This window comes from Streptomyces sp. SM10 (assembly GCF_002910915.1).
Lineage (GTDB): Bacteria > Actinomycetota > Actinomycetes > Streptomycetales > Streptomycetaceae > Streptomyces.
In genome coordinates this window covers 29282-50979 of record NZ_NEUF01000128.1, presented here as the reverse complement: position 1 = coordinate 50979, position 21698 = coordinate 29282, and the positions used below count along the sequence as shown (strand labels likewise).

The window sequence follows — 21698 nt, the reverse complement described above, 5'->3', positions numbered from 1 at the left end:
GCTCGGCGAGCACCTGGCAGCGCTCCAGGAGCGCCGCCGCGACCGGCCCGGCACGCAGGGCACGCAGGGCCGCGAGGTCGTCGGGGCGGGGGTCGTAACCGGCCGCGAGGGCGTCCTGGAGGAGCTCCAGATAGCCGCTGAGCGAGCCGGGGAGGGCGTCGCGGTAGCGGGCGAGATCGGCGAGGAGGAAGGCGCGCAGCCGGCCCGCCTCACTCACCACCTCGTCCACCGCGCCCGCCAGGCGCAGGCAGTCCTGGACATCCTCTTCCGGCAGGGGCGTGGGGTGGAGGGCGTTGGCGAGGGCACGTCGGAGCACCCGGAGCTCGTCCGCGCTGAACGCCATGCCGCCGCGTGATCCGTAGGGCGTGGGCATGACGCGACAATACGTGCTAAATGGACAAAATCCGCTTAACTAACCGCCCGGCGGCGCGGCGCAGGACGCCTCGCCGCCGGGCTGTTCCCGCAGGTGACCGCAGGCGCGCCCTACAGCCGGGCCATGTTGCGCTCGTACACGAGGCGCAGCCCGATGAGCGTCAGCCAGGGCTCGTGCTCGTCGATGACGGAGGACTCCCCCAACACCATCGGAGCAAGGCCCCCGGTCGCGATGACGGTGACCTCGTCCGGGTCGGCCGACAGCTCCTTCTTCATGCGCTCGACCACGCCGTCGATCTGGCCCGCGAAGCCGTACACGATGCCGGACTGCATGGCCTCGACGGTGTTCTTGCCGATGACGCTGCGCGGCCTGGCCAGCTCGATCTTGCGGAGCTGGGCCCCCTTGACCCCGAGGGCCTCCACCGAGATCTCGATGCCCGGCGCGATCACCCCGCCCGTGTACTCACCGCGCGCCGATACCGCGTCGAAGGTGGTGGCCGTGCCGAGGTCGACGACGATGGCCGGGCCGCCGTAGAGCTCGACGGCGGCGACCGCGTTGATGATGCGGTCCGCGCCCACCTCCTTCGGGTTGTCGGTCAGGACCGGCACCCCGGTCTTCACACCCGGCTCCACGAGGACCGCGGGAACGTCGCCGTAGTACCGGCGGGTGACCTCCCGGAGCTCGTGCAGTACGGCCGGGACGGTCGAGCAGATCGCGATGCCCTCGATGCCGTCGCCGAGTTCGACGCCGAGCAGCGGGTGCATGCCCATCAGGCCCTGGAGCAGCACGGCCAGCTCGTCGGCGGTGCGGCGGGCGTCGGTGGAGATCCGCCAGTGCTCGACGATCTCCTCGCCGTCGAAGAGCCCGAGGACGGTGTGGGAGTTGCCGACGTCGATGGTGAGCAGCATCAGGCGTCGGCCCCGTCGGTCTGCGCCGCCTCACGGAAGTCCAGGCCGATGTCGAGGATCGGCGAGGAGTGCGTGAGCGCTCCGACCGCCAGGTAGTCGACGCCCGCCTCCGCGTAGGCGCGGGCGGAGTCGAGGGTGAGCCGGCCCGAGGACTCCAGCGCCGCGCGGCCGCCGACGAGGGCGACCGCCTCGGCGGTCCCGGAGGGCGTGAAGTTGTCCAGGAGGATCAGGTCGGCGCCGGCGTCGAGGACCTCGCGGACCTGCTCCAGGGTGTCGACCTCGACCTCGATCGCGAGCTCGGGACAGGCCTTCCTGACCCGCCGGAAGGCCTCGGCCACGCCTCCTGCCGCGATCACGTGGTTGTCCTTGACCAGCGCCGCGTCCACGAGCGACATCCGGTGGTTGACCCCGCCGCCGCAGCGCACCGCGTACTTCTCCAGCGCGCGCAGCCCCGGGGTGGTCTTACGGGTGTCGCGGACCGCCGCCTTCGTGCCTTCGAGGACATCGGCCCAGGCACGGGTCGCGGTCGCGATCCCGGAGAGCCTGCAGAGCAGGTTGAGTGCGCTGCGCTCACCGGTGAGCAGGTCACGCGTGCGGGTGGTGACCGTGAGCAGCTTCTGGCCGGCGGCGACGCGGTCGCCGTCCTCGACGTGGCGCTCCACCTCGAACTCGTCGGTGCAGACGATGGAGAGGACCGCCTCGGCGACGCGCAGACCGGCGACGACGCCCGCCTCACGCGCGGTGAAGTCGCCGGTGGCGACGGAGTCCTCAGGGACGGTCGCCACGGTGGTGACGTCCTCGCCCCCGTCGAGGTCCTCCTCGATCGCGACGTGGGCGATGTCCTCGACCTGGACGGGGTCCAGCCCGGCGTCGGCCAGGAGCTGGGCCAGGGCGGGGTCGAGGCCGCACTCCAGGCCGTCGGGGTCGTAGCCGTCACCGCAGCCGCAGCCGTCGCCGCAGCCCCCGGACTCGGCGGGTGCGCCGATGTGGATCAGCGGTACGTCCACGGGCGTGGGGCGCGGATTCTCTTCGGGCGTGCTCACGGTTACGGCTCCTCGGGGGCGTCGGCGGGGTCGGTGCGAAGACGGGTGGGCGGTGCTGTGACCACGGGGTCCGCGGGGTCCCCGGGGCGTACGGGCGGGAACGCGGCACCGTCCGTCGCGCGGACGACGGGCTGCCGCTCCGGCGTGACGCGTACGACGAGGTGGCGGCGCCAGGCGGCGTCGTCGCGGTCGGGCCGGTCCTCGCGCCAGTGGCAGCCGCGGGTCTCCTCACGCTTCCGGGCGGCGGCGACCAGGACCCTCGAGACGAGGAGCAGGTTGGTGGCCTCCCACGCGTCCACCCCGGGCACGGCGTCCTTGGGACCCTCCTCCTCGGCGGCGGCCGCGGCCCGCTGGAGGGCCTCCAGCTCGCCGGCCGCGGTGGTGAGGCTGTCGGCGGACCGGATGACTCCGGCGCCCCTGCTCATGATCCGCTGGATCGAGATCCGGGACTCCGCGGTCAGCAGGGGGACGGTGGGGGCTCCGGCGGCGTCCTCGGCAGGCGCACGGCGGGGCTCGGCGCGGGGGCCCTCCACGATGTCGGCCGCGATGCGCTCGGCGAAGACCAAACCCTCCAGGAGGGAGTTGGACGCCAGCCGGTTCGCGCCGTGCACGCCCGTGCAGGCCACCTCTCCACAGGCGTACAGACCGGGCACCGTCGTGCGGCCCCGCAGGTCCGTACGCACGCCGCCCGAGGCGTAGTGCGCGGCGGGGGCCACCGGGATCGGCTCGGTGACGGGGTCGATGCCGTGGGCGCGGCAGGCCGCGAGGATCGTCGGGAAGCGCTGCTCCCACATCGCGGAACCGAAGTGCCGGGCGTCGAGGTACATGTGCTCGGCGCCCCGGAGGTGCATCTGGCGGGTGATCGCCTTGGCGACGATGTCGCGGGGCGCCAGCTCGGCCAGCTCGTGCTGCCCGAGCATGAAGCGGGTGCCGGACGCGTCGACGAGATGGGCTCCCTCGCCCCGTACCGCCTCGGAGACCAGCGGCTGCTGGCCCTCGGAATCGGCGCCCAGAAACAGGACGGTCGGGTGGAACTGGACGAACTCGAGGTCCGACACCTCCGCGCCCGCCCGCAGCGCGAGCGCCACCCCGTCGCCGGTGGAGACCGGCGGGTTGGTGGTGGCGGAGAAGACCTGGCCCATGCCGCCGGTGGCGAGCACCACCGCGGGGGCGTGGACGGCGCCCACGCCGTCGTGCTGCCCCTCGCCCATGACGTGCAGGGTGACGCCCCGGGTCCGGCCGTCCGCGTCCGTGAGCAGGTCCAGGACCAGCGCGTTCTCGATGGTGCGCAGGGCGGCCGAGCGGACCGCCCCGACGAGGGCGCGGGAGATCTCGGCGCCCGTCGCGTCGCCGCCCGCGTGGGCGATGCGGCGGCGGTGGTGGCCGCCCTCACGGGTCAGGGCGATCGCACCCGTGTCGGTGGTGTCGAAGTGCGCGCCGGTGTCGATCAGCCGGCGTACGGCGTCGGGGCCCTCGGTGACCAGGGCGCGCACCGCCGCCTCGTCGCACAGGCCGGCCCCGGCGACCAGGGTGTCGTCGAGGTGCTGTTCGGGGGTGTCGCCCTCGTCGAGCGCCGCGGCGATGCCGCCCTGCGCCCAGCGGGTGGAGCCGTCGTCGAGCCGCGCCTTGGTGACGACCACGGTCGCGAGGCCCGCAGCGGCGCAGCGCAGGGCGGTGGTGAGACCGGCCACGCCGGAGCCGACCACGACGACGTCCGCGTCGATGGCCCAGCCGGGGGCGGGGGCGGTCAGCCGTATTCCGGTCACGTGAGGGCTCCGAGGGTCAGCGGGATGTTGTCGATCAGTCGGGTGGCCCCCACCCGCGCCGCGACGGCGAGGACCGCCTCGCCGCTGACACGGTCGTCGGGGACCTCGGTGAAGTCCGCCGGGTCCACGAGGGCCACGTAGTCCAGGGTGAGCGGCACCTCCTCCCCGGCCGCGTCGTCCAGGACGGCACGGGCGGCGGCCAGCACCGCGGAGGGGGCGACGGTCGGCCGGGCCAGCGCGACGGCCTGGGTGTCGGCGGCCGCGCGGGCCTCTCCGAGCCGGTTGAGCCCGGCGGCCCGGCCTTCGCTCTCCGGCAGCGCCCGGGCGCGGGCGTGCAGTGTCTGCTGGGCGACCAGCCGGTCGCGCGCGGCGAACAGGGCTCTGGGCAGGGCGAGCGCGGTGCGGCGCTCCTCCGCGGAGAGGAAGCGGTTGCGGCTGGAGAGCGCGAGACCGTCCGGATCGCGGACCGTCGGTACCGCGACGATGTCGATGCCGAAGTTGAGATCGCGCACCATGCGGCGGACCAGGGCCAGCTGCTGGGCGTCCTTCTGCCCGAAGAACGCGGCGTCCGGCCGGGTGAGGTGGAGGAGCTTGGCGACGACGGTGAGCATGCCGTCGAAGTGCCCGGGGCGTGAGGAGCCTTCGAGCCGCTCGCCCATGGGGCCCGCCGTGATCCTGACCTGGGGCTCGCCGCCGGGGTAGACCTCCTCGACGGCCGGGGCGAAGACCGCGTCCGCGCCGGCCTCCGAGGCGACCGCGAGGTCGGCCTCCAGGGTGCGGGGGTAGCGGTCGAGGTCGGCTGCCTCCCCGAACTGGAGCGGGTTGACGAAGACGGTGACCACGACCTGGCCACCGGGCCCCGCGGCGGTCCGTGCCGCTCGGATCAGGGTGGCGTGGCCGTCGTGGAGCGCGCCCATCGTCATCACGACGCTGCGGCGGGCCCCGGCTCCCCGGCCGAGGGCGTCCAGCTCCGCGGCGGAGCGCAGCAGGGTGGCGGGTGCGGTGGTCATCGCTTCTCCCCCGGCCCGGAGTCGTCCGGGCCGTGTGTTCCGTTCGGTCCGTGCACGGCGTCGGTGTCCGACAGGACGCCGAGGAGGTCCTCCGCGAGCTCCGGCTTCAGCAGGCCCTGGTCCAGCGCCCGGTCGGCCGTCGCGCGGGCCATGGCGAGATATCCGGCCACTGTCTGCGGGGCGTGCGCGCGCAGCTCCCTGATGTGCGCGGACACCGTGCCCGCGTCCCCCCGGGCGACGGGCCCGGTCAGGGCCGCGTCCCCGGAGCGCAGGGCGTTGTCGAGGGCGGCTCCGAGCAGCGGGCCGAGCATCCGGTCCGGTGCGCCGACGCCCGCCGTGCGGAGCAGCTCCATGGACTGGGCAACGAGCGTGACCAGGTGGTTCGCGCCGAGGGCGAGTGCCGCGTGGTAGAGCGGACGGGACTCCTCGGCGATCCATTCGGGCTCGCCGCCCATCTCGATGACGAGTGCCTCGGCGGCGAGCCTGAGCTCCTCCGGGGCGGTGACCCCGAACGAACAGCCCGCCAGCCGCTGCACGTCGACCGAGCTGCCGGTGAAGGTCATCGCCGGATGCAGGGCGAGCGGGAGCGCCCCGGCCCGCAGCGCGGGGTCGAGCACCTTCGTCCCGTACCGCCCGGAGGTGTGGACGAGCAGCTGGCCCGGCCGGACGGCGCCGGTCTCGGCGAGGCCGTCGACCAGACCGGGCAGCGCGTCGTCGGGGACGGTCAGCAGCACGAGCTCGGCCCGTGCGAGGACCTCGGCGGGGGTGACCATGGGGACGTCGGGGAGCAGCGCGGCGGCCCGGCGCACGGATGCGTCGGAGACGCCCGACACCGCGACAGGGCGGTGCCCGGCGAGCTGCAGCGAGGCGGCGAGGGCGGGGCCGACCCGTCCCGCACCGACGACTCCGACGGTGAGGCGGGCGGGGCGGTCCCTCGCGTCGAGGGTTTCCTTGGAAACTGAAGCATTCACGCGGCGATGGCCTTCCGTTCCAGTCCGCGGGGGGTACCGGACGATTCCTCTGCATGCTACGCCAGCGTTTCGCCTCATCCCCGACTGTCCACACCCTGTGGATAACTTCGGACGGCAGGGAGAACCCGGGGTGGGCGGTGCCGGCGGCCCGGGTGATGATCGTCCCATGGGAGACACCGATGAGCAGAAGCAGCGACACCGCAGGCTGACCGCATGGCAGCGCTCCGCGAAGGTGCTGGCGCGGGCGTCCGCGGACCACACCCTGGCCGAACGTCTGACGGCGCTGGCGGCCGACGCCGGCACCGTCCACGACCTGGACGAGTGGACGGATGTCTACGGCGACGGGGTCGTCGCCGAGGTCGAGCGGCGCACGGCTGACCTGCTCGGCATGGAGGCCGCGGCGTTCTTCCCGACCGGGACGATGGCCCAGCAGATCGCGTTGCGGTGCTGGGCCGGGCGCACCGGCGACCGGACCGTGGCGCTGCACCCGCTCTCCCACCCCGAGGTGCACGAACGCGGAGCGCTCACCTCGGTGAGCGGCCTGCGCACGGTGCACCCGACGAGCGCGCCCCGGCAGGCGACGGCCGACGAGATCAGGGACTTCCCCGAGCCGTTCGGCACGCTGATGGTGGAGCTGCCGCTGCGCGACGCCGGATTCGTCCTGCCCACCTGGGAGGAGCTGGAGGCCGTCGTGGCCGCCGCCCGCGAGCGGGACGCGGTGGTGCATCTGGACGGGGCACGGCTGTGGGAGTGCACCTCCCACTTCGGGCGCGGACTGCAGGAGATCGCGGCACTCGCCGACAGCGTGTACGTGTCGTTCTACAAGTCCCTGGACGGACTGTCCGGGGCGGTGCTGGCCGGTCCCGAAACGCTGGTCGAACAGGCTCGGACCTGGCGCCACCGGTACGGCGGACAGGTCTTCCAGCAGCATCCGGCCGCTCTCTCCGCCCTGCTGGGCCTGGAGCGCGAGCTGCCGCGGCTCCCGTCGTACGTCGCACAGGCGAAGGTGGTCGCCGGCGCCCTGGCGGAGGGGTTCGCCGACTCCCCGGTGCCGTGGTTCCGGGTGCACCCCGAGCCGCCGCACACCCACCAGTTCCAGGTCTGGCTCCCCTACGCCGCGGACGTGCTGGACGAGGCGTCGGTGCGGCAGGCCGAGGAGACGGGCGTGGCCCTCTTCCGCCGCTGGTTCGCGGGTCCGGCGGGGCCTCCCGGACTCTCCTTCACCGAGGTCACGGTGGCGGCGCCGGCTCTCGGCTGGACGGCCGGCGACGTGAAGGAGGCGGTGGCGCAGTTCGTGGCGCGGCTGACATAGGCGCCGCCTCAGGGCAGGGGCGGCAGGTGGGCTGCCGTCCAGGCGCGGATGCGCCTGCGGAATCCGCGCAGGACCTCCCGGTCGTGGCGGCCGGGCAGCGGGGGCGGCACCTCACCGTGCCGAGCGGCCCGATAGCTGTCGAGCATGTGCTGCTGAACGATGTCCATGGATCCAGCCTGACCCCGTCCCGGCAGGTCCGCCCGCGGATTGACGGCTGCGGTCAAGTGGCGACGGCTCGGGCCCCCGCACCCCGCACCATGGAGGGGTGAGCGTGCACATCGACATCGCGGGCCTGCCCCCCGAGCGCATGGTTTTCGAGACCTCCCCCCTCGCCGAGCTGGGGCTGGCCCTGCATGCGCTCTCCGAGCCCGGACACCACCCCGGCCTGCACGGCTGGGCGACCGCGACCTCCGCGGCCCTGGAGCCGGACCTCGCGGACCGGCTCGACGAGGCGGAGTTCCTGTGGCGGAACACCTTCTCCGACGTCTTCATGCCGTTCGCCGGAGTGCGCGGCGGGGACGGCAGGACCGGTGCCACCCTTGCCGAGGACCTGGACATGCTGGACCGGCTCGACGACGAACGGTTCGTGTCGGCCGCCCTGGAGTTCACCTGTTCGAGCCTCTACGGCACGGGGGCGCCCTCACCGCTCGCCGACCCCGGGATGCGGGCCCGCGCGCTCGACATGGCCGCGGCCAGGGGACCGAAACAGCTGGACTTCACCCGGCTGCTCCTCGCCGACCCCGGCTCGGTGCGCAGCTGGGTCCGCCGCCTCTTCGAGGACTGCGACCAGGCGTTCTTCGCCGACACCTGGCGGCGGGCCCGGGTCCAGCTGGCCGCCGACGCCCGGCACAAGACCGAGGTGCTGCGGCACAGGGGGATCGGAGCGGCTCTGAGCTCGGTCTCCGCCGCCCTGTCACTGGACGAGCAGACCGGCAGGATCAGCGTCGACAAGCTGACCACGGGCCGGACCGAGGCCACGGGCTCTTCCGCGGGCACCGGCCTCACCCTCATCCCGACCAGCTTCGGCTGGCCGCATCTGATGGTGCTGCACGCCCCGGGCTGGCGCCCGGTGATCCACTACCCGGTGCACCGCCCCGAGCTGCCCTCCCCCGCCTCCGTCGAGCTGCTCCGTCTCCGGATGGAGGCGCTGGCCCACCCCCTGCGGATGCGGATCTGCCGCAACCTGGCCCGTTCGCCGTACAGCACGGGTGAACTCGCCGACTCGCTCGGCATCACACCCCCCGAGGTCTCCCGGCACCTGGGGGTGCTCAAGAAGGCGGGACTGGCCACCACCCGGCGCCGCGGCCGGTACGTCCTGCACTCCCTGGACCTGACCGTCGTCGCCCGCCTGGGCAGCGACTTCCTGGAGGGCGTGCTGCGGTGACCGGTGACGCGTCCCGGAGGCGGCCGTTCAGCCCGCCCCGCCGCCGGCCCTGACCAGCCCCGTCTCGTAGGCGAGGACGACGACCTGGACCCGGTCGCGCAGGCCCAGCTTGGTGAGGATGCGGCCGACATGGGTCTTCACCGTCGCCTCGGACAGCACCAGCCGGCCCGCGATCTCGCCGTTCGACAGCCCCTGGGCGACCAGCAGCATCACTTCCCGCTCGCGCCCGGTCAGCTTCTCGACGTGCTTGTGCCCCGGTTCCCGCGTGCCGCTCGGCAGCATCGGGGAGAACCGGTCGAGCAGCCTGCGGGTGGTGGACGGCGCGACGACGGCGTCACCGCTGTGCACGGACCGGATGGCCGAGAGGAGCTCGCCGGGCGGCACGTCCTTGAGCATGAAGCCGCTGGCGCCCGCCTTCAGACCGGAGAAGGCGTACTCGTCCAGGTCGAACGTGGTCAGGATCAGCACCTTGGGCGGATCGGTCCGCGCGCGGATGCGCCGGGTCGCCTCGACGCCGTCCAGCCGGGGCATGCGTACGTCCATCAGCACGACGTCGACGGCGGTCGAGCCCAGTACCTCGATCGCCTCGGCCCCGTCGCCCGCCTCCGCGACGACCTCCATGTCCGGCTGGGCTGCGAGCACCATCCGGAACCCGGTGCGCAGCAGCGCCTGGTCGTCGACGAGCATTACGCGGATCGCCATGAGGGGGTCCCGTCCTTCTGTCACTGGTTGGCCGGCTTGAGCGGGAGCAGCGCGCTGATCCTGAAGCCGCCGCCCTGACGCGGGCCCGCGTCCAGGGTGCCGCCGACCATGCCGACCCGCTCGCGCATGCCGATCATTCCCTGCCCCGCCCCGTCGGCCCCGCCGTCCTCGTACAGCTCGTGCGGGGAGCCTCGGCCGTCGTCCTCGACCAGCAGGCCCAGCCCGTCGTCGAAGTAGACCAGCCGCACGCTCGCTCCCGCGTCCGGGCCGCCGTGCTTGCGGGTGTTGGTGAGCGCCTCCTGGACGATGCGGTACGCGGTCAGCTCGACCCCGCTGGGCAGCGGACGGGGAGTGCCCTCGATCTTGAAGTCCACCGCGAGGCCGGTCTCCCTGACCTTGCCGACGAGCTCCTCGATCTGCTCGACGTCGGGCTGGGGGACGTACTCCCCGCTCTCCTGGGAGTCGCCGGTCCTGAGCACTCCGAGCAGCCGCCGCATCTCGGCGAGCGCCTGGCGGCCGGTGCCCGAGATGGTCTCCAGCGCCTGCCGGGCCTGATCCGGGGACGCGTCCATGACATATGCGGCGCCGTCGGCCTGGACCACCATCACGGAGACGTTGTGCGCGACGACGTCGTGCAGTTCGCGGGCGATCCGGGCCCGTTCGGCGGCCACGGCGACCTTCGACTGCGCCTCGCGCTCCCGCTCCAGCCGGGCGGCCCGCTCCTCCAGCTGGCTGAAGTAGGCCCGCCGGGTGCGTATCGAGTCGCCGAGCACCCAGGCCAGGACGAAGGGCACCGTCATGATGACGACGTAGCCGACCGACTGCACCCAGCCGCCGCCGGGCGCCTCGTCGGGCCACCGCAGCCGGGACAGCCCGGCCGCGGACAGGCTGCATCCGAGGGCGAGGCGGGACGCCCTGCGCTCCCCCACCGTGGCCACGGTGTACGTGATCACCAGCAGGGCGAAGTCGGCCACGCCCGGCCGCACCCCGAGGAGGAGTTGGGCGAGTCCCATCAGGATGGCGAGCAGCAGCATCCTCTCCGGGAGGCGGCGGCGCAACGCGACCACGACGGACAGGCCGACGGCGATCGGCACGGCAGCGACGCGCTCACGGCCTCCGCCGGCCTGCTCGGCCACGATGGACACGCCGGAGAACCCGAGGAGGAGGACAGCCCAGAGGATGTCGACGCCCGTCGGGTGTCTGCGGATGAAATCGTAGAAGCGCTGCACGTTACCCAGCGTAGGGACAGCCGATCGGTGCTCGGGTCAGCCGAAGGGCCGATCCGGGTCCTGGGACCGTACTCCCCAAGGTGGAGACTTGCCTACGTGACGTATGACTGGTGCCGCTGGCGGGAAGCCGCAGAGACCGCTTTGTACGGGGAAGAGGGGTTCTACCGGCGCCCGGAGGGCCCCGCCGGCCATTTCCGTACCTCGGTGCACGCCTCCCCGCTGTTCGCCACCGCCGTCGCCCGGCTGCTGGCCCGGACGGCACGCGAGCTGGGGACGGACTCGGTCGGTCTGGTGGATGTGGGAGCCGGCCGCGGCGAGTTGGCGGCCGGGGTGCTGGCGGCACTGCGGGACGGGACGGTGGCTCCCGGCCTCACCGCGCGCGTGTACGCCGTCGAGGTCGCCCCGCGGCCGGCGGGCCTCGACCCGGCCGTCGAGTGGTGCGCCGAACCACCGCGGGGCGTACGCGGGCTGCTGTTCGCCAACGAGTGGCTGGACAACGTCCCGACGGACATCGCCGAGGCCGACGCGGACGGGGTGCCGCGCTACGTCCTCGTACGGAGGGCGGACGGCACCGAGCGGCTGGGCGACCCGGTGACCGGCGAGGACGCCCGGTGGCTGAGCCGCTGGTGGCCGCTCTCCCGGCCCGGGGACCGTGCGGAGATCGGCCGCCCGCGCGACGAGGCCTGGGCCGGCGCCGTCGCCTCGCTGGCCGGCGGCACCGCGGTGGCCGTGGACTACGCGCATGCGCGGGGCGCGAGGCCCCCGTTCGGGACGCTGACCGGATTCAGGGGAGGCCGCGAGGTCCCGCCGGTGCCCGACGGGAGCTGCGACCTGACCGCGCACGTGGCTCTGGACGCCTGCGCGGCCGCGGCGGACGGCGAGGCCGAGCTGCTGGACCAGCGGACGGCGCTGCGGGAGCTGGGGATCAGCGGCGAACGCCCGCCGCTGACGCAGGCGTCGACCGACCCGGCCGGCTATGTGCGGGCGCTCGCGTCGGCCGGCGAGGCGGCGGAGCTCACGGCGCGCGGCGGGCTGGGCGACTTCGGCTGGCTGCGCCATCGGGTCCCCGATGGCGAGGGGGGATACTGTCCCGCATGACGGAGACGACGATCGGCATCGGCGGCGCGGCGGAGAGCACCGACATGGTGTTGAACATCGGCCCGCAGCACCCCTCCACCCACGGTGTGCTCCGGCTGCGGCTCGTCCTGGACGGCGAGCGGATCCAGCAGGCCGAGCCCGTCATCGGCTACATGCACCGGGGAGCGGAGAAGCTCTTCGAGGCCAGGGACTACCGGCAGATCATCATGCTCGCCAACCGCCACGACTGGCTGTCGGCGTTCTCCAACGAGCTCGGGGTCGTCATGGCCGTCGAACGGATGCTCGGCATGGAGGTCCCGGAGCGCGCCGTCTGGACGAGGACGCTGCTCGCGGAGCTGAACCGGGTCCTGAACCACCTGATGTTCCTCGGCTCCTACCCGCTCGAACTCGGCGGGATCACCCCGATGTTCCACGCCTTCCGCGAGCGCGAGGAGCTCCAGGCCGTGATGGAGGAGGTCTCCGGCGGTCGGATGCACTACATGTTCAACCGGGTCGGCGGCCTCAAGGAGGACCTGCCCGCGGGGTGGCTCGGCCGGGCCAGGGACGCCGTGGCGTCCGTGCGTTCACGGATGGACGTGTACGACCGGCTGGTGCTCGGCAACGAGATCTTCCGCGGCCGCACCCGGGGGGTGGGCGTGCTCTCCGCGGAGGCCGTCCACGCCTACGGGGTGTCCGGTCCGATCGCCAGGGCCTCCGGGGTCGACTTCGACCTGCGGCGCGACGAGCCGTACCTGGCGTACGGGGAGCTGCGGGACACCCTGAAGGTCGTCACCCGGACCGAGGGCGACTGCCTGGCCCGCTTCGAATGCCTCCTGGAGCAGACGCACAACGCCCTGGACCTCGCCGACGCCTGCCTGGACCGGATGGGAGAGCTGCCGCCCGGACCCATCAACCAGCGGCTGCCGAAGGTCCTCAAGGCCCCGGAGGGCCACACCTACGCCTGGACCGAGAACCCGCTGGGCATCAACGGCTACTACCTGGTGTCCACGGGCGAGAAGACGCCGTACCGGCTGAAGCTGCGCTCCGCCTCGTTCAACAACATCCAGGCGCTCACCGAACTGCTGCCCGGCACGCTCGTCGCCGACATGGTGGCGATCCTGGGCTCGCTGTTCTTCGTCGTCGGCGACATCGACAAGTAGAGAGGACCCGGCGGGCCGGCGACCGCACGCCGAAGGCCCCTCGCGGCTACGAGGAGATCGCGCTCCGCAGCTCGACGACGTCCAGCTGCTCGGTCTCGTCGTGCGCGGTGAGGTCGATGACCTTGCCGACGGCGCGGTTCTCGATCGCACCCGTACGGTGCGCCGCCAGCGCCTCCTCGCCGACCACGTCCGCGAGGTCCTCGTTCTGCACGGACTCGATCGCGGCGTCCGCCTTCTGCGCGCCGAAGAAGTCGAAGCTGCCCTGCGGCACGAGGTGGCGGCGGGCCGCGGCGTACGGGGCGACCGCGGAGGCAGCCGGGACCGCGCGGGGCGGGCGAACGGCGGCGGGAGAGAGCTGAGGTGCGGGGAGGGCTGCCTGCGAACGGCGGTGCTGGAGGTCACCCGCTCCGCCGACCGCCGCGTGCTTCCCCTTGGGGCCGTCGCCCTCCGGGTCCCGCTCCGCCGAGCGCTCGGCGATGTCGCGCCTCCTGGCCAGCTCGGCCGTGCGGCGGGCCTCCTGGAGCGCGGCGTTGCGCGTCAGGTCCTGCAGCGCCTGGGCGGCACGCAGATAGGAGGCCGGGGTGGGCGTGGAACGCGCGGGGAGGAGTTCGCGCGGCGAGGACGCCTCGATGGCGAGCTGCCTGCGGCCCTCCAGCGCGCTGGCCCGCTCCGTCTCGGCGTTGGCGTAGCGGCGCAGCAGCGCGGCGTGCTCGCCCCGCAGACCGGCGAGCTCCACGCGCTTGCGGCGCAGCTTGGTCTCCAGCCGGGTGCGCAGTTCCCGTGATTCCTCGAGGTCCGCCTCGAGTTCGGCTATGCGCTCCTCGGTCTTCCACTCGTCGCTCACCCGGGCACGGGTCAGCTCCGCGACGCGCAGCCCCGCGGCCCGGTCCCAGCTCCGCATCATGCAGGCGCCGGTGGCGGCGGCGGCCGCCGTCACCGCCACCAGGGCGCGCAGGGCCAGAGGTTCCGCGAGGAGCCAGGCTCCGGCGGCACAGACGACCGGCACTCCGGCCACCACGGCGGGAGGCAGGATTCTGTGGAGGGGCGGCGAATGGCGGTGGCGTCCTCGTGGCATGGCCCGAAATTTACCGTGTGTACGAGTCACTTGGGAGGCCGCCCGGCAATCTGTTCCCCGCCGGTTACCTGACCGGGCGCCCGCGGCCTCCCAAGTGCCCCTTCCGGAGGCCTTTCTACTTCTTGACCAGACCCTTCGACCGGAGATACTCCCCGGCCGCGTCCGCGGGCTTGGCGCGCTCCGCGTCGACCTTGCGGTTCAGTTCCGCGAGGTCCTCGGTGGTGAGTGCGTCGGTGAGCTTCCCGAGCGCCTCCGCGATCTCCGGCGAACCCGCGTCCTTGGCATTGAGTACCGGAAGGACGTTGTCCGCGTTCTGCAGCTTCTTGTCGTCCTCCAGGAACACCAGCCCGTAGGAGTCGAGCACCGCGTCCGTGGTGGTGGTCAGGACCAGCTGGTCCTTGCCGTCCTTGACGGCCTGCTTGGACTGCGGTGTGCCGACGCCCTTGGGGTCGATACCGGTGACGTCGATGCCGTACGTCTTCTTCAGTCCGGGTGCGCAGAAGGGGCGGACCTCGCACTCGTCGCCCGCCGCGATCTTCACCTTGATCTTCGAGTTGCCGAGATCGGAAAGCGTCGTGAGGCTGTTCTTCTCGGCGAATTCCTTCGACACCGCGAAGGCGTTCTGGTCGACCGCGCCGCCCGCCGGGAGGACCTTCAGTCCGAGCGGGCCGGCGAGCTTCTCGAGAGCGGTGACGGTCGCCGCCACGTCACCCGAGGCGACCGGCTTCTTCTCCGCCGCCGCCGCGCCGTTGACCTTGGCGTTGAGGAATTCCGCGAGGGTCGCCGCGTATTCCGGGACGACGTCGATCTCGCCCTTCTCCAGGGAGGGCTCGTACAGTTCGCGGTTCTTCACCGTGGTGATCGAGGTGTCGTACCCGGCGTCGCCCAGGACCTGGGCGTACAGCTCGGCGAGCACCTTGGACTCGGTGAAGCCGGCGGCGCCCACGACGAGCGAGCCCTTCTTGGAGTCGGAGGCGGCGCCCGTGTCGGAGCCGCCCTCCTTCTCCAGGCTGTCGCCGCCGCAGGCGGCGAGCGACCCTGCCAGCGCGACCGCTCCGATGACCGCACCCGCTATGCGCGAGGTCCTGCTCATTTTGTTCTCCGTCCGAGAAAAATGGTGTGCACAGTCCGAAAGGTCCACAGTCCGAGAAGTCCGCCCGCTCATACCGTCCGGCGGCGGCGCAGGGGCGACAGCAGCCGGTCCAGCGCCACGAGGACGCCCTCCACCACCAGGGCCAGCAGGGCGACCAGCACGGCGCCCGCGAAGACCTGGGCGGTGTCGTAGGTGTTGAATCCGGCGGTGATGATCCGGCCCAGACCCCCGAGACCGACCATCGCCGCGATCGAGGCGGTGGCGATCACCTGCACGGCGGCGGACCGGAGACCCGTCATGATCATCGGGTAGGCGAGCGGGAGCTCGACCCGGACGAAGAGCTGCACGCCGGACATCCCCATGCCGCGCGCGGCCTCCAGCACCGACCGGTCCACCTCTCTCATCCCGACGTAGGCGTTGGTCAGCAGCGGGGGCACGGCGAACAGCACCAGGGCGATGACGGTGGGCAGATAGCCGGAGTTCCTCAGGGGCGTCATCATGAAGAGCGCCAGCACCGCGAAGACCGGGACCGCCCGCCCCACGTTGGAGATGTTGACGGCGAGCCCGCCGCCCTTGCCCACGTGCCCCAGATACAGCGCGACCGGCAGAGCGATGGCGCAGGCCGCCGCGAGCGCGATCCCGCTGACGTACAGGTGCTCGGCAAGCCGGTGTGCCGCCCCGCCGTCCCCCGACCAGTTCGCGCCGGTGGTGAGCCAGACCCACGCCTCTTCGACGACTCCCATGGATCAGCCGGCCTCCGTCTTCGCGATGCCCTCACCGGCGGATGCCACGGCGGGCGTCCGTATCCGGGTCCAGGGCGTGAGCAGGCGTTGCACACCGAGCAGCAGCAGGTCCGCGGCCACCGCGAGCAGCACGCAGAGCACGGACGCGGTGAGCACCTGGGCCTTGAAGAAGCTGGGCAGGGCGTCCTCGATGAGATTGCCGAGCCCGCCCTTGCCGACGAGGGAGCCGACCGTGGTCAGCGCGACCGTCGACACCGTGGCGATGCGGAGCCCGGCCATCAGCGCGGGGAGCGCGAGCGGGAGTTCGACCTCCCAGAGGAGGCGGACGGGGCCGTAGCCCATGCCCCTGGCGGCCTCCTTGGCCTCCTGCGGGACCGCTTCGAGGCCCGCCAGGATGTTGCGTACGAGAATCGTCAGCGAGTAGAGCACCAGGCCGGTGACGACGAGCGCGGCCGACAGCCCGAAGAGCGGCAGCAGCAGCGAGAACATCGCCAGCGACGGCACGGTGTAGAGCACCGTGGTCAGGCCCAGCACCGGGCCCGCGAAACCCCGTCCGCGGCGCGCGAGCAGCGCGAGCGGAAAGGCCACCGCGAGCCCTATCAGCACGGAGACCACCGTGATCCAGATGTGCTGGACGGTCGCTTCGGTCAACTCGTGGCTGCGGGAGCGCAGATACTCTCCGCAGATCCAGTCGTTCGCCACCAGGCAGTTCTGCTCGGCCATCCGCCCCCACCTCCTGTGTGCCCTCGCGACGCCGCCCCGGGTCCGGTCCTGGATGACCCTATCCTCGACCACCGACAATCGCCGAGGCTGTCGTATTCCGGCAACATGGCCTTCACAGAACCCGCGTCACACTGGGGAATCATGATCCGTTTCGAGCACGTCACCAAGCGGTACGCGGACGGCACCACCGCCGTCGACGACCTTTCCTTCGAGGTCGCCGAGGGTGAACTGGTCACGCTCGTCGGGCCTTCCGGATGCGGCAAGACCACCACCATGAAAATGGTGAACCGCCTGATCGAACCGACCGACGGCCGGATATTCCTCGACGGGGACGACATATCCGCCATGGACCCCGTCAGACTCCGCCGCCGAATCGGCTACGTGATCCAGCAGGTCGGCCTCTTCCCGCACCGAACGGTCCTGGAGAACACGGGAACCGTTCCCCATCTCCTCGGCTGGGGAAGGGAAAAGGGCAGGAAGCGAGCGGCCGAACTGCTCGATCTTGTCGGACTGGATCCTTCCGTTTATGGCGGCCGCTATCCCGAGCAGCTTTCCGGCGGTCAGCGCCAACGGGTCGGCGTGGCCCGCGCCCTGGCCGCCGATCCCCCGGTCCTGCTGATGGACGAGCCTTTCGGCGCGGTGGACCCGGTCGTACGGGAAAGGCTGCAGAACGAATTCCTGAAACTGCAGGCGCAGGTGCACAAGACCGTGCTGTTCGTCACCCACGACATCGAGGAAGCCGTCCGTCTCGGCGACCGGATCGCAGTGTACGGCCGGGGCCGCGTCGAGCAGTTCGACACCCCAGCCACGGTGCTCGGGGCTCCGGCCACGCCGTACGTCGCCGACTTCGTCGGGGCGGACCGCGGCCTGAAGCGGCTCTCGGTCACGCCCATCGAGGAGAGCGACCTGGACCAGCCGCCGGTCGTCCACCTCGACGATCCGCTGGCCAGGGCCACCGAGCGGCTCCGGGCCGACGGCGCGCGCTGGGCGGTCGTCCTGGACGGCCAGGACAAGCTGCACGGCTGGATCCCCGCGGACGACGGGGTGTCCGCCGAAGGCACGGTCCGTGAGCAAGCCCGGCGCATGGAGGCCTGGCTCCCGCTCGGCGCACCGCTCAAGCAGGCCTTCGCCACCATGCTCCAGCACGACGCGGGGTGGATCGCCGTCATCGACAAGGAGGGCTCCGGCCGCTTCCTCGGTGTCCTCACCCCGGCCCGGCTCCACGAGGCGCTGCGCCGCTCGATCGACGCGGATGCCCAGGACGTGTCGCGCGCCGAGGTCGCGGTGGAGACGGTGGCGGGCGTCGGCTCCCCCTGAGGGCCGCCGCCTCCCGGCCCGGGCGCTCCCGCCCGGCCCCCCCGCCTCCCAGCCGCCGACGCTCCCTCCCGGCCCTCGGCATCCGTCCGGCCGAACGGGGCGCGGACGGATCCCGGAGCGGCGGACCCCCCGCAGGGCCCTCCCGGGGACGGTGCCGCGCCGCCGGCGGCGGATCCGGCGGCGACGGCCACGCGGGAGCGGCCCGGCCCCGCCCTTCACGGGCCTAGGCTGGTCGCATGAGTACGTTGCGAGGACGGGGCACGGTGCGGGGTCTGCCGGAGTGGGACCGCTGCGCGGTCATGGGAGTCGTCAATGTGACGCCCGACTCCTTCTCCGACGGAGGCCACTGGTTCGACACCACGGCGGCGATCAAGCATGGCCTCGAACTGGCGGCCGAGGGCGCGGACCTGATCGACGTCGGCGGTGAGTCGACCCGCCCGGGAGCGAGCAGGGTGGACGAGGCGGAGGAGCTGCGGCGGGTGATCCCCGTGGTGCGGGGGCTGGCCGCGGAAGGCGTCACCGTCTCCGTCGACACCATGCGGGCCGGCGTCGCCGAGCAGTCCGTCGCCGCCGGCGCCACGCTGGTCAACGACGTGAGCGGGGGCCTCGCCGACCCGGCCATGATCCGGGTCGTGGCCGACGCGGGAGTGCCCTTCGTCGTCATGCACTGGCGCGGCTTCAGCGAGTCGATGAACAGCCGCGCCGTCTACGCGGACGTCGTCGGCGAGGTCGTCACGGAACTCCGTGCGCGCGTGGAGGCAGTGATCGACGGCGGGGTGGACCCCGAGAAGCTGGTGATAGACCCGGGGCTGGGCTTCGCCAAGGACGCCGCCCAGGACCTCGCGCTCGTCGCCCACCTCGACCGGCTGCACGATCTGGGCAGGCCCCTGCTCGTCGCCGCCTCCCGCAAGCGGTTCCTCGGCCATGTCCTGGCAGGCGAGGGCGCCGCCCCGCCACCCGCCCGGGAACGTGACGCCGCCACGGCGGCGATCTCCGCCCTCGCGGCCGCCGCGGGCGCCTGGGCCGTCCGCGTGCACGCGGTGCGGCCCACGGCGGACGCGGTACGCGTCGCCCGCGCCGTCGAGGGAGCCGCGTGAGCCCCCCGCGCGACGAGCACGAGGAGGCGGCCGCCGACATCGCCTCGGTCGAACAGGCCAACACCGCCTTCTACGAGGCGATGGAACGCGGCGACCTCGACGAGCTCTCCGGCCTGTGGCTGCCCGGCGAGGACCTCACCGTCTCCTGTGTCCACCCCGGCTGGCCCGTGCTCACCGGCCGCGGCGAGGTGCTGCGGAGCTACGCCCTGATCATGGCGAACACCGAGTACATCCAGTTCTTCCTGACCGATGTCGGCGTCGCCATGACCGGTGACACCGCCCTGGTGACCTGCACCGAGAACATCCTCAGCGGGGGCCCGGCGGAGGACGGCAACGCGCTCGGCCCGCTCGTCGGCCAGCTCGTCGTCGCCACCAATGTGTTCCGGCGCACACCGGACGGCTGGAAGCTCTGGTCCCACCACGGCTCCCCCGTACTGGCCGAAGCCGGTGAGGAAGAGGACGAGGAACCGACCGCCTGAGCGGACGGAGCGGACTGCGGGGATTGGGCTCCCCGATCCCGGGGTATACGCGGCTACCAGCCCCTGCCGGGCCGGGCCGCGCCCCCGCGGGCGGGTGCTGTCGGTGCTCGCGGGTAGATTCGAAAGACGGCACTTCACCGCCCGCACGCGGTCAGGTGTCTCCGGAGACGACGAAAAGCAGGAGTGATTCGCGTGGATCGTGTCGCGCTGCGCGGCCTCAAGGCCCGTGGGCACCACGGTGTCTTCCCCAGAGAACGGGAAGAGGGCCAGACCTTCATCGTGGACCTGGTGCTCGTCCTCGACACCCGACCCGCGGCAGCCGCCGACGACCTGTCGAAGACCGTTCACTACGGCGTGGTCGCGGAGGAGGTCGTCGATGTCGTCAAGGGTGAGCCGGTGGACCTGATCGAGACCCTCGCGGAACGCATCGCGCAGCAGTGCCTCAAGCACGAAGGTGTCCAGGAGGTCGAGGTCGTCGTCCACAAGCCGGACGCACCGATCACCGTCCCCTTCGACGACGTGACCATCACCATCACCCGGAGCCGAGCATGACCGCATTTTCCACCGAGGGTCAGAGCGACCCGACCGTACAGCCGGTTCCCGCGGCCGTGGTCGAGCAGGTCGACGCCGCCGATGTCACGCTGTCCAACCCCAAACGGGCCGTGATCTCCCTCGGCTCGAACCTCGGCAACCGGCTGGAGACGCTCCAGGGGGCCATCGACGCCCTGGAGGACACCCCCGGCCTCCGGGTCAAGGCGGTCTCCCCCGTCTACGAGACGGAGCCCTGGGGCGTCGACCCGGGCACCCAGCCGTCGTACTTCAACGCGGTGATCGTCGTGAAGACGACCCTGCCCCCCTCCTCCCTGCTGGAGCGCGGCCAGGCCATCGAGGAGGCGTTCGACCGGGTCCGTGAGGAGCGCTGGGGTCCCCGCACCATCGACGTCGACATCGTGTCGTACGCCGACGTGGTCTCCGACGACCCGCTGCTGACCCTTCCGCACCCGCGCGCCCGCGAGCGAGCCTTCGTGCTCGCCCCCTGGCAGGACGTGGACCCGGAGGCCCAGCTCCCCGGCGCCGGCCCGGTCGCCGACCTGCTGGCCGGCCTGGGCCGCGACGGAGTGCTTCCCCGCCCCGACCTGGAACTCCGTCTCCCCGAGTAGTCGTTAGGCTCAGGAGCCACTACGGGCGAACGACACGGACACGGCGGCGAAGGGCGGCACTCTCGGTGAAGCAACTACGGCTCGGGCTCCTCGCCGGACTCCTCGTGGGAGCCGGCGTGCTGTCCTGGGGCGCGGCCCGCCTCTGGGACTCCCTGGGGACACTCCCGAGCGTGCCGCTCGCCGCACCCATCGTGCTGGCCGTGATCGCCGTCGTCCTGCTGGCCACGGCCCTGTCGATCCGGGCACGGCTGCGCGCCCAGCGGGAGCGTCGCCCCGGGGCGAAGGGCGTGGAGCCGCTGATGGCGGCCCGCGCCCTGGTCTTCGGCCAGGCGAGCGCACTGGTCGCGGCACTGGTCGCCGGGATGTACGGCGGCACGGGCATCTTCCTGCTCGGCTTCCTCGACATCCCGCCCCGCCGCGACCAGGCCATCTACGCGGGCGCGGCCGTGCTCGCGGGCATCGGCGTCATCGCGGCCGCCCTGTTCCTGGAGCGCGTCTGCCGCCTCCCGGAGGACGGCGACGAGGACAGGAACTCGGCCCAGGCCGCCTGACCCGTCGGGCGCCGCGAGCCGGACCCGTCAGCCGGGCCCCGCAGTCCGGCCCCGCAGTCCGGCCCCGTCAGTCGGCCACCGGGTTCTCGATCAGGGTGACCCGGTTGCCGTCGGGGTCATGGACGGCGGCGAACCGCACACCGCGCGACCCGGGCTGGGTCTCCCCGGCCGTGATCCCCCGCTCCGCGAGGTCCGAGAGCGTCCGGTCCAGGTCGTCGACGACCAGATTCACCAGCGCTCCTCCGGCCTGCTCGGGCGCCCGGAACACCTGGAGCCAGGCGTGCGGGGAGATGTGCCAGTCGGCCAGCCCGTCCATGGGCCTGGTGTCGGCAGGGCGGCCGAGAAGCCGCTCGTACCACTCCACCGCCGGCTCGATGGCCATCACGGGCGCAACGGCCAGCACATGGGTGTAGGACATCGGGAAGCTCCTTTCCTCGTGGATCCGGCCGTCCGGCCTCTTCCCCTACGGTCGACTCTCCCCGCCCCGCGAACTCATCGCTCCCGCACCGGCTCCCGTCCGTCTTC

The 21698-nt window shown here is 72.7% G+C and carries 23 protein-coding genes and 1 pseudogene; 10 read left to right on the top strand and 14 right to left on the bottom strand.

Translation table 11 applies throughout. The annotated features are described in order from the left end of the window. The 6 genes and pseudogenes from B9S57_RS20485 to B9S57_RS20460 all read right to left on the bottom strand — a co-directional run. A pseudogene (locus tag B9S57_RS20485) lies at nucleotides 1–343 on the bottom strand (hypothetical protein); the annotation flags it as partial. 140 nt (nucleotides 344–483) lie between these two features. Next, complete coding sequence (locus tag B9S57_RS20480) at nucleotides 484–1281, bottom strand: type III pantothenate kinase (RefSeq protein WP_103517016.1); 798 nt, start codon at nucleotides 1279–1281, stop codon at nucleotides 484–486. Next, entirely contained in the window at nucleotides 1281–2324 is a 1044-nt protein-coding gene (gene nadC, locus B9S57_RS20475) for a carboxylating nicotinate-nucleotide diphosphorylase (RefSeq protein WP_103517015.1), read from the bottom strand. The genes B9S57_RS20480 and nadC overlap by 1 nt, the downstream gene beginning before the upstream one ends. A gap of 2 nt (nucleotides 2325–2326) precedes the next feature. After that, complete coding sequence (locus tag B9S57_RS20470; protein WP_103517014.1) at nucleotides 2327–4090, bottom strand: L-aspartate oxidase; 1764 nt, start codon at nucleotides 4088–4090, stop codon at nucleotides 2327–2329. Next, nucleotides 4087–5100: a pantoate--beta-alanine ligase gene (gene panC, locus B9S57_RS20465; RefSeq protein WP_103517013.1), complete on the bottom strand. Its 1014-nt coding sequence runs from the start codon at nucleotides 5098–5100 to the stop codon at nucleotides 4087–4089. The genes B9S57_RS20470 and panC overlap by 4 nt, the downstream gene beginning before the upstream one ends. Further along, on the bottom strand, nucleotides 5097–6071 hold the full coding sequence (locus B9S57_RS20460) for a Rossmann-like and DUF2520 domain-containing protein (protein WP_103517012.1): 975 nt from the start codon (nucleotides 6069–6071) through the stop codon (nucleotides 5097–5099). The genes panC and B9S57_RS20460 overlap by 4 nt, the downstream gene beginning before the upstream one ends. Nucleotides 6072–6237: 166 nt before the next feature. On the opposite strand from B9S57_RS20460, the gene B9S57_RS20455 reads away from it, so the two are divergent. Then, entirely contained in the window at nucleotides 6238–7383 is a 1146-nt protein-coding gene (locus B9S57_RS20455) for a low specificity L-threonine aldolase (protein ID WP_103517011.1), read from the top strand. 8 nt (nucleotides 7384–7391) lie between these two features. Here the strand turns inward: B9S57_RS20455 and B9S57_RS34540 are convergent, their stop codons facing one another. Beyond that, nucleotides 7392–7550, bottom strand: coding sequence for a hypothetical protein (locus B9S57_RS34540; RefSeq protein WP_181011416.1), 159 nt, complete (start codon nucleotides 7548–7550; stop codon nucleotides 7392–7394). 104 nt (nucleotides 7551–7654) lie between these two features. Between B9S57_RS34540 and B9S57_RS20450 the strand changes: the two genes are divergently transcribed. Further along, complete coding sequence (locus tag B9S57_RS20450) at nucleotides 7655–8767, top strand: DUF5937 family protein (RefSeq protein WP_103517010.1); 1113 nt, start codon at nucleotides 7655–7657, stop codon at nucleotides 8765–8767. A 27-nt stretch (nucleotides 8768–8794) separates the two neighbouring features. On the opposite strand, the gene B9S57_RS20445 is transcribed toward B9S57_RS20450, so the two are convergent. Both B9S57_RS20445 and B9S57_RS20440 read right to left on the bottom strand, forming a co-directional pair. Then, nucleotides 8795–9469, bottom strand: coding sequence for a response regulator transcription factor (locus tag B9S57_RS20445; protein ID WP_103517009.1), 675 nt, complete (start codon nucleotides 9467–9469; stop codon nucleotides 8795–8797). 20 nt (nucleotides 9470–9489) lie between these two features. Then, a complete protein-coding gene (locus tag B9S57_RS20440; protein ID WP_103517008.1) occupies nucleotides 9490–10698 on the bottom strand; it encodes a sensor histidine kinase in 1209 nt (402 codons plus the stop codon). A 96-nt stretch (nucleotides 10699–10794) separates the two neighbouring features. On the opposite strand from B9S57_RS20440, the gene B9S57_RS20435 reads away from it, so the two are divergent. Together B9S57_RS20435 and B9S57_RS20430 are read left to right on the top strand one after the other, a co-directional pair. Next, nucleotides 10795–11796, top strand: a complete 1002-nt coding sequence (locus tag B9S57_RS20435) for an SAM-dependent methyltransferase (protein WP_103517007.1) — start codon at nucleotides 10795–10797, stop codon at nucleotides 11794–11796. Then, the gene (locus tag B9S57_RS20430; RefSeq protein WP_103517006.1) at nucleotides 11793–12935 is read left to right on the top strand and encodes an NADH-quinone oxidoreductase subunit D; all 1143 of its coding nucleotides are present in this window, start codon (nucleotides 11793–11795) and stop codon (nucleotides 12933–12935) included. Before B9S57_RS20435 ends, B9S57_RS20430 begins: the two co-directional genes overlap by 4 nt. Before the next feature lie 46 nt (nucleotides 12936–12981). On the opposite strand, the gene B9S57_RS20425 is transcribed toward B9S57_RS20430, so the two are convergent. The 4 genes from B9S57_RS20425 to B9S57_RS20410 all read right to left on the bottom strand — a co-directional run bounded on the left by B9S57_RS20425 (nucleotide 12982) and on the right by B9S57_RS20410 (nucleotide 16569). Next, nucleotides 12982–14010, bottom strand: coding sequence for a hypothetical protein (locus B9S57_RS20425; RefSeq protein WP_103517005.1), 1029 nt, complete (start codon nucleotides 14008–14010; stop codon nucleotides 12982–12984). Nucleotides 14011–14125: 115 nt separating this feature from the next. After that, entirely contained in the window at nucleotides 14126–15103 is a 978-nt protein-coding gene (locus B9S57_RS20420) for an ABC transporter substrate-binding protein (protein WP_103517004.1), read from the bottom strand. A gap of 68 nt (nucleotides 15104–15171) precedes the next feature. Further along, a complete protein-coding gene (locus tag B9S57_RS20415; RefSeq protein WP_103517003.1) occupies nucleotides 15172–15846 on the bottom strand; it encodes an ABC transporter permease in 675 nt (224 codons plus the stop codon). Between the two features lie 3 nt (nucleotides 15847–15849). Continuing rightward, a complete protein-coding gene (locus B9S57_RS20410; protein ID WP_103517002.1) occupies nucleotides 15850–16569 on the bottom strand; it encodes an ABC transporter permease in 720 nt (239 codons plus the stop codon). A gap of 141 nt (nucleotides 16570–16710) precedes the next feature. Between B9S57_RS20410 and B9S57_RS20405 the strand changes: the two genes are divergently transcribed. The 6 genes from B9S57_RS20405 to B9S57_RS20380 all read left to right on the top strand — a co-directional run bounded on the left by B9S57_RS20405 (nucleotide 16711) and on the right by B9S57_RS20380 (nucleotide 21173). Continuing rightward, entirely contained in the window at nucleotides 16711–17886 is a 1176-nt protein-coding gene (locus tag B9S57_RS20405; RefSeq protein ID WP_103517001.1) for an ABC transporter ATP-binding protein, read from the top strand. Nucleotides 17887–18122: 236 nt separating this feature from the next. Continuing rightward, nucleotides 18123–18983 (top strand): dihydropteroate synthase, encoded by an 861-nt coding sequence (gene folP / locus B9S57_RS20400; protein ID WP_103517000.1) that lies wholly within the window; start codon nucleotides 18123–18125, stop codon nucleotides 18981–18983. Further along, nucleotides 18980–19462 (top strand): nuclear transport factor 2 family protein, encoded by a 483-nt coding sequence (locus B9S57_RS20395; protein WP_103516999.1) that lies wholly within the window; start codon nucleotides 18980–18982, stop codon nucleotides 19460–19462. Before folP ends, B9S57_RS20395 begins: the two co-directional genes overlap by 4 nt. A gap of 192 nt (nucleotides 19463–19654) precedes the next feature. Next, a complete protein-coding gene (folB, locus tag B9S57_RS20390; protein WP_103516998.1) occupies nucleotides 19655–20014 on the top strand; it encodes a dihydroneopterin aldolase in 360 nt (119 codons plus the stop codon). Next, the gene (gene folK / locus B9S57_RS20385; RefSeq protein WP_103516997.1) at nucleotides 20011–20622 is read left to right on the top strand and encodes a 2-amino-4-hydroxy-6-hydroxymethyldihydropteridine diphosphokinase; all 612 of its coding nucleotides are present in this window, start codon (nucleotides 20011–20013) and stop codon (nucleotides 20620–20622) included. Before folB ends, folK begins: the two co-directional genes overlap by 4 nt. A 65-nt stretch (nucleotides 20623–20687) precedes the next feature. Continuing rightward, on the top strand, nucleotides 20688–21173 hold the full coding sequence (locus B9S57_RS20380) for a DUF3180 domain-containing protein (protein ID WP_103516996.1): 486 nt from the start codon (nucleotides 20688–20690) through the stop codon (nucleotides 21171–21173). 67 nt (nucleotides 21174–21240) lie between these two features. On the opposite strand, the gene B9S57_RS20375 is transcribed toward B9S57_RS20380, so the two are convergent. Then, the gene (locus tag B9S57_RS20375) at nucleotides 21241–21591 is read right to left on the bottom strand and encodes a VOC family protein (protein ID WP_103516995.1); all 351 of its coding nucleotides are present in this window, start codon (nucleotides 21589–21591) and stop codon (nucleotides 21241–21243) included. Nucleotides 21592–21698 lie beyond the last annotated feature (107 nt).